At 63.9% G+C, this 13,127-nt stretch carries 6 protein-coding genes; all 6 read left to right on the top strand.

Annotated features, from left to right (window positions below; all coding sequences use genetic code 11):
• Positions 1–20 precede the first annotated feature (20 nt).
• The 6 genes from AB0H61_RS15460 (at position 21) to pglW (ending at position 13,081) form a co-directional block, all read left to right on the top strand.
• Positions 21–455 (top strand): hypothetical protein, encoded by a 435-nt coding sequence (locus AB0H61_RS15460; RefSeq protein ID WP_357304167.1) that lies wholly within the window; start codon positions 21–23, stop codon positions 453–455.
• The gene (locus tag AB0H61_RS15455) at positions 452–4,162 is read left to right on the top strand and encodes an AAA domain-containing protein (protein WP_357304164.1); all 3,711 of its coding nucleotides are present in this window, start codon (positions 452–454) and stop codon (positions 4,160–4,162) included. Before AB0H61_RS15460 ends, AB0H61_RS15455 begins: the two co-directional genes overlap by 4 nt.
• Before the next feature lie 118 nt (positions 4,163–4,280).
• The gene (locus AB0H61_RS15450) at positions 4,281–5,192 is read left to right on the top strand and encodes a VWA domain-containing protein (protein WP_357304162.1); all 912 of its coding nucleotides are present in this window, start codon (positions 4,281–4,283) and stop codon (positions 5,190–5,192) included.
• Entirely contained in the window at positions 5,192–5,890 is a 699-nt protein-coding gene (locus tag AB0H61_RS15445; protein ID WP_357304159.1) for a hypothetical protein, read from the top strand. Before AB0H61_RS15450 ends, AB0H61_RS15445 begins: the two co-directional genes overlap by 1 nt.
• Entirely contained in the window at positions 5,887–8,256 is a 2,370-nt protein-coding gene (locus AB0H61_RS15440) for a hypothetical protein (RefSeq protein ID WP_357304157.1), read from the top strand. Before AB0H61_RS15445 ends, AB0H61_RS15440 begins: the two co-directional genes overlap by 4 nt.
• Before the next feature lie 280 nt (positions 8,257–8,536).
• Positions 8,537–13,081 carry a BREX system serine/threonine kinase PglW gene (gene pglW, locus AB0H61_RS15435; protein WP_357304154.1) on the top strand — a complete coding sequence of 1,515 codons (4,545 nt, stop codon included), beginning with the start codon at positions 8,537–8,539 and terminating at the stop codon, positions 13,079–13,081.
• The last annotated feature ends 46 nt before the right edge of the window (positions 13,082–13,127 follow it).

Genomic DNA, 13,127 nt, shown 5'->3' with positions numbered 1-13,127 from the left:
ACCGAGATCGAGGGGGAGCTATGTTCGAGATGGACGGTTGGCTGATACAGGTCGCCGCCGGCGGAGACACACTCCGAGCCGAGCGACAAACACGCGAGCTATATGCCGAACTCGACACAGCAGAGGGACTGACAGCGGGATTCGTCGACAACAACGGAACGCGGGCTGCCGGAAATCACAAGGGCGGCGCCACCGGCGATCTGGTGTTGTGGGCCTCTGTTGCCGCCCCGACCGCGGCCGCGGGAGCGCGCGTTCTGGTCACGCTCATCAAGGAGTGGTGTGCGCGCGATCGACACCGCAGAGTCGAACTCACGTACAACGGAAATAAGGCGACCATCGTGGGCCGCCCAGACAACCAACTCCAACACATCATCGACCTCTTCACGATGGATGCCGCGGGAGATCCGACTGCCCCGGACGATCCAACGTCCGACCGGAAGGCCGGAGGAAAGTGACCCCGGGGTTGCGGCGCCGAGCACTGCTGATCGGCAACGAGCAGTATGCCGACCATCGCTTCGCACCGCTTCCGTCCGTCCGCGCCGACGTCTCGCTACTGGCGCAAGTTCTGTCGAATCGACAGATCGGCGCCTTCGACGAGGTGCGTTCGGTTGCGGATTGCACCGCCGAACAGATGTGCAACGAGATCGAGGTCTTTCTCGAAAGCTGCGACGAGGACGAGCTCGCATTGCTGTACATCTCGGGCCATGGCACCCGATTGGTACAGTCCAATGGCGAATTTCAGTTCATAGCAACGGATTCCGATTACGACAAAGTGGCAACTACCGCCGTCGGCGCGGGATTCGTCAACACCCAACTCGAGCGATGCGTGGCCCCGCAGAAGCTCTTGATGATCGACTGTTGCCGCAGTGGCGGTTTCGCACTCGGGTTGAGTACCGAAGATCGAATTGCCAAAGGAACCAGCCAGTCTCGAGAACGAGCACCGATCGAGAGCCGCGGCGTATTCGTGTTGTCGTCCTCCCGGGCCGGGGAGGATTCATTCGCCGGGTCTCCCGATGCCGCCGTCATCACCCCCTCGGTGTTCACCGGAGAAATCGTCGAGGCGCTGCGCAACGGGGACGCGGCCAGACCAGAAACCGGTGAAGTTACAGTCGACGATCTGTTCGACTACGTCAACCAACGAATGCGTGCGCGTGCCATCCAGGTTCCGGTCAAGTCCGCCGTGCTCGTCGATGATCGCATCGTCATCGCGTCCCGCCCGCAGGGACCGCCGACGTTGACGTCGGTCTCCCGAGGTGTGGACGAGAGACGCGACGCTGCCTCCGCCTCGGGCGCGGTGAAGGCATCGACACGGCCGAGCTGGCCCCAACTATTCGACTACTACCGGCGCTGCCTTGATGCAGGACACAACGCCATGCCCATGCTGTCGGTCGACGACCACGATCTGTCACATATCTGTTGGACGGGATCGGAGAGGTTCCTCTCCGGCGACCTGGAGGCAGACCATCGTGTCGCAATGCCCTCCGATGCCGCCGATTTCGTCGATCAGGTGACCGCCGCGGGCGACGAGTTGTGGGCGGGCTACCCGGCCGTGGTGCTGCAGAATCAGGCAGGAGCCCGCAACCGCAACCGCACCCGGCGGCGGTTCGCCCCGCTGCTGGTACGCCGAGTCGAAGTTGTCCCCACAGAACAAGGGATGCGGTTCGAGCCGATCGGCCCGGTCGTGGTTCATCCCAGCCTCCTCGAGGAGCGATTAGGCGAGGGCACGGCGACCGCATTCAACGAGCAGTATCGTCCGAGCTGGCATGTCGGCCAGCATGCGCTGATGGCAAACGACATCGCGAAGGTGCTCACCCAGGAACTCGAGATCGAGTGCGTACAAAAACTTCGGCCTGATCAATTGGCCGACCGCATCGACGCTGATATCCCGCAGGATGGAGCCCGCAATGCCGCGGTTCTGTTCCGGATCCCTCGCACCGGCAGTCCGACTTCCAAATTATTGGAGGATTTCGAGAGCATCGAGCAGCAGATCGGCAAGATCGGACAGACGGCGCTCGGTGCGCTTTCGCCTGACCCGAGGGAGCGCGGGGCTAATCCATCCGAAACTCGCCCCTACCAGCTGGTAACGCCGTTGCCGTGCAACGAAGCTCAAGAAGCGGTTCTACGTTCGGCGATGTCGCAGCGGCTGACGATTGCGACCGGGCCTCCGGGAACCGGAAAGAGCCAGCTGGTGACGAACCTCGTCGCGACTGCCGTAGCCAACGACCAGACCATCCTCGTCGCGTCAACAAATAACCCTGCCGTCGATGAGGTGTGGGAACGGTCCCGGAAAATCGTGCCCGGCAGTATCATACGTACCGGGAATGTCGAATACCGCAAGGGAATCGAAGAATCGCTGCGATTTCTACTGAAGCTTCCTGCACCGGAGAGAAATTCAGCGACAGCGATGATGGCATTGCGCCAGGCGGATCAGACCCTCGGTGCTCAGCGGGCTCGACTGCGGGATATCGCGGATCTCGAACGCGCGCTGCTCGATGCGGGGCGCACACGGGAAGCACCCGCCGGCCGACTGAAACTCTCAGTAGCCGAATTGATCTCTCGACTCGGCCAGACCAGCCCGGACAGCGCCGCGCGAAAGGCCACGCGAGCAAGCAAGGCCCGCTGGTTTCGCAACTCCCGGCAGCCTCGGCTCCTACGGCGCTGGGGCATAACCGATCTCAGCCTCACGGGCGTGGATGCCTGCACGGCGCTCGCCGAATTCGCTGCTGCGGAACATAATTGGCGTTCGTTACAGGGACGAGCGATTGCATTACCGGACGATCTCGAGCTCCTTCACGGACTCCAGGCGGCCGAGTACACAGTCCGAGAAGAGTCGACTGGAGTGTTGGACAACGCAATTCGCGCGAACGCCAGCAACGGGCACCGCGCAATCGCGGACCTTATCGACGCAAATGCCGACGGCCGCACCTGGAAGGCCATCAACGCGGCCCTCCGCTTCGTCCGGGCATGGGCGGTAAGCACCCTCTCGGCCAGGTACTTCACCCCGTCGCCCGCACTGTTCGACTTGGTTGTGATCGACGAGGCCAGTCAATGCTCGATTCCACAGGTACTACCGCTGCTCTTTCGCGCGCGCCGGGCATTGATCATCGGCGATCCGATGCAGTTGCCGCATATCGCCGAACTCGACGCCGACGAAGAGGCCCGGGCGGCGGAAAGCTCTGGCGTGAGTCTCGCGTGGCTGGAGAACCATCGCATGTCATACCGCAGTCACTCCAGCTTTCGCGCTGGTGAACGCGCCGCAGGTGGCCATCTACTGCTCGACGAGCATTTCAGGTGCCATCCGAATATCGCCGAACTGGTCAACGGCCTGTTCTACGACGGGAGGCTGACCGTGATGACCGATGTCCGCGGGCGCCCGGCCATCGCCGACCGTGCTCCGATCCACTGGACTGACGTTACCGGCCCCGCCGAGCAGCCACTGTCCGGCAAGTCCTGGATGAATCGCGCGGAGGCCAAACTGGCGGTCGCCGCCGTACGGTTCCTGCTGCAACCCGGAAGGATGCCCGAGACCACCTCGGTAGGCGTGGTCACCCCGTTCAAGGCCCAAGCGGAACTCATCCGACAGCAACTCGGATCCGAGTTCAGCCATGTCAGGGTCGGGACAGTACATACATTCCAAGGTGGCGAATGCGACATCATGATCTACTCGCTGGTCGCTTCCCCGGAGATGCCGCGTGGTTCGGTAAATTGGATCGACGACCAGCTCAATCTGTGGAATGTGGCCATCACCCGCGCACGCTCACACCTCATTGTCTTCGGCAACCGTGAGCTCTGGTCGCGGCGAAGGATCGGATCCGCACTGGTGAACTCGGACAACGCATCGCTCTCGGACACGGACTTGGACGAGCTGCACGACCGGCTCTTCAATCTGGCCACGCGTCATGCCGATGCAAAAGTCGCAGTCCGGGAGGATGTTTGCGGACATCGAACCGATGCCGTAATGCACTGGGCCGACGGCACAACGACGGCGCTCGTGTTGGATTCGGGAGCCGAGGAGGGCAAGGATTACGCTCGACATCTGCGCTTGATGCTCCTCGGGCGAGATCTCCGCGAGAATCCAGCCGAGGGTATTACGGCCGTACGGGTGCCAGCGTGGCGCCTCTACGATACCGCCGACAACGGATTACCCACCCTGGGAATCTAGTTCGAACGACGACCTCAGTCGTATCGGTATCAGTCGCACATGAAAAGCGGCATCGAACCAAATTTCATTGTCACCGACCATTATTCGTTACGATTCGATCCAGTGGGGAGAAAATCTGATGTACTCAGCAGAGATCAACCGTACGCGACCGGCGCTGTTGCTATTTGCGATCGATCAGTCGTTCTCGATGTCCGAACCGTGGTCGGAGACCGGCCAGTCCAAGGCGGAGGCCCTGGCGGCGGCGGTTAACAATATGCTCGGGAATGCGGTACTGCGGTGCAGCCACGGCGGCGAAAAGACCTACAACTACTTCGAGGTCGGTGTCTTCGGATACGGCCAGGATGTCGGCCCGGTGCTGTATGGCAGTAGCCGCGAAAACCCAATCCTTCCGGTGGGCTTCGTGGCCGACAACCCGCTGCGGGTAGATACGGTGACCCGACGGGTTCCCGACGGCGCGGGCGGCGTGATCTCGGCGCAAGAGCACATGCCCGTGTGGATAGATCCCCTGGCCAACGGTGGTACTCCGATGGTCGCCGCATTCACCGCGATCGAATCCGTGGTGTCCAGATGGTGTGCCGACCATCCGACGAGCTTCCCTCCGATAGTGATCAATGTGACCGATGGTGCGAGTACCGACGGCACCCCGGATGAGGTCGGCGAGCGAATTCGCAAGTCGAGCACCGACGACGGTCCCACGTTGGTGTTCAACCTGCACCTATCCGGCCTACCGAACCAGGCCGTGCAGTTCCCGAATTCCGCTGCTGCTCTGACGGATCCGAATGCGGTAATGCTGTTCGAGCTATCCAGCGAGTTGCCGCCCTCGATGCTGGACGCTGCGGCGGGCATGAAGTATCCCGTACGCGTCGGATCACGGGGATTCCTCTACAACGCGGATGCGACCTCGGTGATCGACTTTCTCGATATCGGCACCCGCTCGGTAACACCGACTGGCCTCGCGGAGTTGCCAGACAGCGAGCGCAAAGCGCTCGGCGATGGTAAAAGCCTCCCGCGGGGAGGCGAGGACGCCTGATGGCGGGGATACCTGCCGCACTCGGATGGGTCCCCAAGGATGGCCGCGATCCCGGGGTGAACGATGATCGCGGCGGCGCTGGGCTCAACCGATTCGCCGTCGCGGACGGAGCTGCGACCTCGGCCCGGGCAGAGGTGTGGGCGGAGATCCTGGTGCACGCCTTCGTCGGACAAGGACTCGACCCGTTCGACCCCGCCGTCCTGGCCGAACTCCGCCGCCTATGGCGCCTCGAAGTAGACCGAGCGCGGCTACCCTGGCATGCCATTGCAAAGCTCAGGGAGGGCGGCGCCGCAGCGTTCGTCGGTCTGGAGCTCGATAGCGCAGAGATGCGGTATCGAGCTGTAGCAGTGGGTGATTCCTGCATCCTGCACCTCCGCGGGCCCGAATTGCTTCGCGCCGGCCCGATCGAAGACTGGAAATGCTTCAACCGATTTCCGCAACTGGTCGGCACGACCGAGGACGAGTCGTTCCGTGCCACGCTGTGGCGTGACGAGGGTTCATATCAGGCCGGTGATGTCTTTGTCCTGGCGTCGGATGCACTGGCGAAATACCTGCTGCGGTCCTACGGCCATGTGAACGAGCTCGACATCGGATCATGTGACGGAGAAGACGAAAAATTCGCCGAATGGGTGATCGACGCTCGCCTGCACGATGGTCTGGACAATGACGACACAACCGTCTGCGTGGTGCGGCCGTGAATTTCCCGTCGCTCGGCGAATACCGACTCGCAGTACAAAACCCGAATATTGCGTTCCGCAACGACAATGAGCTGAAATCCGGCACCGTACAGTTGAATCCGCAAAAGATGCCGACGGTGGCTTGCGGTGGATTCGCGGCGACCTTTCAAGTCAGCAGCGGCGGGACGCGCTGGGCCGTGCGGTGCTTCCACAAGAAAGAAGGCCACGAGCGACAGCTGTTCGATCGCTATGCACGCATCGACGAATTCATCACCGCGAATTCGGATCTCGACTTCCTGGTGCCCGTGACATACAACCCCGAGGGAATACTCGTCGGCGGCGGATTCTACCCCACCGTGCGCATGCGATGGGTCGAGGGCAAACCCCTCGGGCTGTGGCTCGAAGACTGGTCCAAGACACCACATTCCGCCTCGCTCGATACCGTCCGCGCCCGGATTCGCGACGCAGTCGCCGCGTTGCAGACCCGTGGTGCCGCACACGGCGACCTCCAGCACGGCAATATCCTGGTCTGCGCCGACCATTCGATCAGACTGATCGACTACGACGGCATGTATCTGGACAACCTTGCCGATCTCGGCTCGATCGAACAGGGTCATCGCAACTATCAGCACCCGGGACGCGGCCGGAACTACGACTCCGGACTGGATGTGTTCGCCACAGCAAGCATCGATCTGTCGCTGGCGGCACTTGCCGATAAACCTACGCTGTGGAACGACTTCGGCGGTACCGGTGAGAATATCCTCTTCGAGGCCACCGACTTCGCGGCCCCAGACAACTCGCGCCTGTTCACCGAGCTGTTGCGCGTTCCTGGCCTGGAACACCGCACCCGGCAATTCCGCGCCGCCTGCCTGACGGCATACCCGCAGATCTCGGCCGCACTGGCCGGCGGGAGTACCACGCAAAGCAAGCAGCGCCACAGCGTTCCGGCTGCGCTCGTATTCGCGGCGGACGAGGCCGAAGCACTTCGTGCTGAAGAAGGCGAGCTGGTCACGGTGTTCGGGACAATTGTCCGCACCAACGTCTTCGATACCGCCTACGGGCGACTCGCCGTGATCAATCTGGGCGATTACAAACAGGGCGACTTCACAATCGTCGGATACGGACCGGTTGCAGACGCACTGTACGAAAAGTACGGAAGTACAACGCGGAAGGGGGCGAAGTACCTGCCCGGCATCAAAGGTGCACGGGTTGCGATCAGCGGTGCCATTACATTGTATCCGAGTGACCACTCCAGCAAGTTGACACCGCAGATCGAACTCGACCACGCTGGACTCCTCCGAATCCTCGACCGCGGACAGTTCGATGCATTCATCGATGCCGCCAGCCGCCGCGGCTCGATGAATGCCGCCTCCACATCGCTGCCGATTCCGGCCGAAGCGCCTCGCGCTCCCACCGCACCGCCTCTGGATACGTCTGCCTCGGCATCGAGAACCTCTTCCGAACCGCGGACGGTAACCGACCGCAGAACCGACTTGGCGACCGGATTGCACAATCTGTACAAGAACCGGAACCTTCCACCGAGACCTGCTCAATCGCCGCCCACACCGCCCCCTTCCGGCCCATCCAAGCCCGAATCCCGTTCGACAAACAGCTCCCAGCCCGCACACGATCCCACCCGGAAGCCTGCGGCGCGACGACCCGCCCCGCCGCAGCCCCCACCACCGGTCCCAGCCCAGTTCCGACGCGAAGAGCTGCCACGGCGGACAGCTACAACCTCGGCATCGCCCCCGCCTTCCCAGAGATCGACTCCCCCGCCGCAACCAGCACGGGGCCCGGGGCCCGCCGACCACAACGTCGAACGATCGGCGGCCGCCGCGCAGCCGACACCACCGCAGCACCCCCCACCACCCGTTCCACCCCAATACCGCCGTGAACAATTTCCTCGGCCGATATCACCGCCCAAGCAGACACACTCACCGAAGCAGCGCCGGCGCAACAGTGCCATCGCCATCGGACTGCTTATCGGTGGCGCAGCCACCGCCCTCATCACCGGGTACCAAGACCGGACATCGGCTCCGGTGCTATTCCAGTCAGCGACGAATGATCTTGCCTGCCGGATCATTCCCGAGGGTCCCGAAGCCGGCGTCCGCTGCGACCTGGAGGACTACACGTACACGCCACCGAATCCTGCGGGTTGTCCGGCGATCCGCTTCGGCCACGTCATCACCCTCACGCCGGACGGAGCCGGATTCGCATGTGTCACAGATACGCTCGCTGACCCACGGTTGCCGGTACTCGCTCCCGGTGACAGCAAGACCGTCGGGCCCTACACCTGTGTCAACGCCACCGATGGCATGACGTGTCGCGACACCCGGCCCGGCGGGCACCGATTCCGGATCACCCGGGACAGCTTCGAACTGGCTTGATTCCGGATGAGCCTATCGCCCGGCTCATCAATCCGGGCGGCGCCGGATGTCGGCATTCACGGATATCCCAGCTGGAACCGGTTTCCTTTCGGCGGTCAGCAGCAGAACCGCGATCCGCCTTTCGGGACATTTCACCGAGGAGCGACCGAGGTGACCGACGCAACGAAAAGGTGTGACGGATTACAGGAATGCACCGATAACATGAGACGCTGGCGGGTTGTCGGCTGCTTTGACGCAGTCGTCGGATTCGAGTCGACCGAGGATTGGTGGGGACGGACGCATGGACGAAGGCCGGTGGACAACGGTCACCGAGTCCAACTTCGACCACGAGCGACGCGGGCTCGAGGCCATCCGCGCGAAGCTGCCCAATGTCGATCCCTGGTTCGCCTGGTCCAATTTCACCTTCACCGAGCGCTACGGTCACATCCGCGAAGTCGATCTGCTGGTGATCGCGCCCAATGGGGTGCACCTGATCGAGCTGAAGGATTGGCGCGGACAATTGACCGTCGAGAACGGCGACTGGGTGCGCAAGTTCGACAACGGGCGGCGACGAAAGCTACACCGCAACCCTCTGTATCTGGTCAATCAGAAGGCGAAGGAGCTCGCGAGCCTCCTGGCCGACGCAGGTGCGCCGGTATTCGTGGAAAGCCGACTGTGCCTCACCCATCCCGACCTGCGGTTCGAGGTGCCCGAGGGTGACCGGCTCCACACGCACACCATCCGTGAGCTGGTGTCGACGTTGCAACAACCACCACAGGACATCGGGAACCGGATCAGTCCGGGGCGGGCCTTGAAGATCGCCGCGGCTCTGGACAGCATCGGCATCGGACGCAGCGAAGCAGACCGAATGGTCGGCGCGTACAAACTGACCGAGTCGATCGGCACCGGCCCTACGTGGACCGATTACCGAGCCGAGCACACCGATCTGGGCACGCCAGCACGCATTCGGATCTATCTGAGCGAACGCGGCGCTGACCAGGCGGCCCGCACGTCGGTGTACGAGGCTGCCAAGCGGGAGGCCGCTGTCCTGCATCGGTTCCGCCACCCGGGGGTTGTGCGCTTTGTCGACATCGACTCCGGCGGCCATCCAGCCGGACCAGCGCTGATCTTCGAGTACCGCCTGGAGACGCTGCGCCTGGACGAGTACTTGGCCGAGTACGGCCCGAGCCTTGATATCCGAGACCGGATTCAGCTGGTACGGCAGCTGGCAGAGACGATACGAGCCGCGCACAAGGCGCGCGTATATCACCGCGGTCTCGCGGCGCACTCCGTCCATGTGCTGCCTCGGCTGCGCGACAGCACGGGCCGCGAGTTGAGTGGCCCGGAGCGCTGGCAGCACCCGCTGTTGCAGATCTCGGACTGGCAGATCGCCACCCAGCGCAGCTCGACTCGCGTGCGCGGGCTCACACAATATGCACCGACCGCCCTCTCCGCGACCCACCTCGCGCCGGGCACCGATGTATACCTGGCGCCGGAACTGACCGCGGCAAAAGCCGATCCGATCACCATGGATGTATACGGGCTGGGCACGCTCACCTATCTGCTGGTGGCCGGACAGCCACCGGCAGCGAACCAGGCCGAGCTGCTCGCCCGGTTCGAAGCAGGCCAGGGCCTGCGACCGGGTGCGGTGGTGGACGGGTTGTCCGACAATATCGACGACCTGGTGGACGCCGCGACCGCATACCAGCCGACCCGCAGGCTCGCGACGGCCGAAGAGTTCCTCGAAATGCTCGAAATCGTCGAGGACGAACTGACTGCGCCGGCAACTCCGGACCCCGAACCCGCAGCACCGGAGAAGGACCCGCTGGACGCCGTCGCCGGGGACGTGCTCGATGGACGCTGGGAGGTGCGGCGACGGCTGGGTACCGGGTCGACGAGCCGAGCCTTCCTCGTACGGGATCTCCGGGCCGAACCGAAGTTGCGGCCGTTTGCGGTGTTGAAGGTGGCCCTGTCGGATGACCGGGTCGAAGGCTTGACCCGTGAGGCCGAGGTGCTCGGCCGGCTACGCAAGGACGCGCGCATCATCCAGGTGATGGAGCCGGGGCTGATGACGATCGGCAGCCGTACCGCGCTGCTGATCGAATACGTCGGCGACGAAAGGGAATTGGACACACCCGTCGACGGCGGCGTGGTGACGAAGCGTCGTCGCGCCGAGGAGACGGTGGCCCGCCAACTGCGTGACAGTGGCCGACTGTCGGTGGACCAATTGGAGGCGTACGGCGAGTATCTGTTCGGCGCGGTCGAATTCCTCGAGGGTGAGGGCATCTGGCATCGTGACCTGAAGCCGGACAATATCGCAATCCGGGTGCGTCCCAACCGAACCCGCCAACTCGTGCTGATCGACTTCTCGCTGGCCTGGTACCAGGGGCAGGAACCCGGCGCAGGCACCGACGGTTATCTGGATCCGTTCGTCGGCACCCTCGTCCGGTCCACCTACGACGCACATGCCGAACGGTATGCCCTCGCGGCCACGCTGCACGAGATGGCCTCGGCCGAGCTGCCACGCTGGGGCGACGGGTCGATGTCGGCACGACAGACCGATTCCAAGGAATACCCCTACCCGGACATCGCCGCGGATGCCTTCGATCCCTCGATTCGCGACGGGCTGGTCGCCTTCTTCCGAAAGGTATTGCACCGCAACACTACCGAGCGTTTCGATGACCTGAAGCCGATGCGCGATGCGTGGCGCCGGATCTTCTTGGATCTGGCTCGATCGGTGCCGTCCCGTCCGGCCACCACCCGCCCGCCGGTGACGGGCGCGACGACGGACGAGAACGCCACACCCGGTATCGCTCCCGCGGAGGACGATGCCGCGGGGCAGGAGCGCGACCGCATCGCCGCACAGGTCACCCGCGGGACGCACCTGTCGACGGCCGGATTGACCTCGGCGGCAGAGCAATTCCTGTACGGGCTGGACATCACGACGGTCGGCCGACTGCTGGATTACAGCCGCCGCAGCCTGATCAACGCACCCGGCCTGGGGGCCCGCACCCGCCGGGAGATCCAGGACCGCCAACGCGAATGGGGCAAACTTCTCGGGGCAGTAGCGCCACTGACCCGAGATGACCGCAAATCGGCAAAGGCGGAGCTCAGCGAGGCCCGCTCCGATGCCGCCGACGATCTGGGGGAAGCGGCGATGCGCACCCTCAGCCTGGATGCCGTTGTCGCGCAACTGGTTCCCGAGCGCAATAATAACGGGTCCAATGCCAGGCAGGTCGACATCGTCACCAGACTGCTCCAAGTGCCCGATGTCGATGGCGTACCCGACCTCGGGACCTGGCCGAGCCAGAAAGCAGTCGCGGCCTCGTTCGGTGTCACCTCGTCTGCGATTTCACAGAACCTGAAACGACAGCGCCAGCAGTGGAAGAACGACGCGGCTTTCCAGGCGCTGCGCAGCGAAGTCCTGGAGCTGCTGGAGTTTCTCGGACGAGTCGCCGCCGCGACCGAAGTGGCCGATGTGCTCGTCCTGCGGCGCGGCACCCGCTTGGACGGTCGTGCGCAGCGCCGAGCATTGGCCTTGGCGGCGGTGCGTGCGGTTGTCGAGGTCGAGCAGATGTCTCCGGAGGATGCGGAATTCGGGCACACCTCCAAACGTGAGTCCGAGGACGCGTCCATGGTTGTCCTGCTGGCGCTCGAAGCGGGTGAGAATTCGGGACCGAACACTCCATCCCGACATGCACTGCTCGACTATGCGGTACGACTCGGTCGGGTTGCCGACCGACTGGCCGAGTTGGAAACACTGCCCACGGCACGCACCGTACTGGACCGGATGGCGGCGATCGATCCGCCTGCGGGCGGCCTGAATTGGGACGAGAACCGCACCGTGCAAATCGCGGTGGGCGCCTCGCAGCATGCGGCGGCGACGCCGCGGCTGGAGATCTATCCCCGGGATCTGCCCTTGGTTCGCGCGGCGCGCCTGACCCAGGCGGGCTTGGTGAGCTGGACCCCGGGTATTGCGCGCGACAAACAGCCTGGGCTTTTACAGAAGGAAGTACACGAGCGGATCCGGTCCCGTTTTCCAGAGCTGGCCGACACCTTGCCCACCGGTTCGCGGCTGGAGTCCGCGCTGCGCGAGGCCGGCTTCGATCTGAAGCTGGAACTGCGCAGCTACGACAACGAACTACGCTTTCTGCCCGCCCACTCCGCCGACGCTTCCAGCTATCTATCCGAGCGGTTCCGGCGCCACGCCACGGCAACGGCAGTCACCCGGTATGCCGAGGATCCAATGATTGCGGCGGCCGCGCGTGCCGAGGAACAGCTCCTCGACGCCGCACGCCGGGACGGATACCGGGTGCTGACTGTGCGAACCACCCGCAGCACCGCGGCGACAACGGAGCTGACCGCCCGGTTCTCAGCCGAGCCGGTGTCGGTGACCGCACTGCTCCTGGCGGCATTGCACGAGCTGATTCCGGCAAACGGCAAACCGACATGGGAGACGATTCTGCGCGCCGACGTCGCCGCGCCCGGCACCCAGCACGCTCGCCGGTTCGCCGAGTATGTGCGTACCGCGTGGGGCCGGATCGAACCACAGATCCAGGAGCGACTCGCCACGGCGGCGGGACCGGTACTGATGACCGACACCCTCGCCTACGCCCGCTACGACGCCATGGGAGTGTTGGATCGGCTGGCGGAAGCGGCGCGACACGGCGGCCGCGGCCTCTGGTTGCTGTGCCCGCAGGACGATCCGGCGCGCGAGCCGCGGCTCGGCACCGTGGCCGTGCCCTTCCAGGCCGGGTTTCACGAATGGATCTCGCTGTCCGACGATTGGGTGCTCAATGCACATCGTGCCGTGTCGGCGAAAATTACTGGGGGAGAACAGGTATGATCCGGCGCAGCCTGGAAACCGAGTCTGCCTCGGCCCTGTGCGCATT

It is taken from the genome of Nocardia sp. NPDC050710 (assembly GCF_040654375.1).
In the GTDB taxonomy this organism is placed as follows: domain Bacteria; phylum Actinomycetota; class Actinomycetes; order Mycobacteriales; family Mycobacteriaceae; genus Nocardia.
Note: the sequence above shows the minus strand (reverse complement) of the source record. Positions and strands in the feature narration are given on the sequence as shown.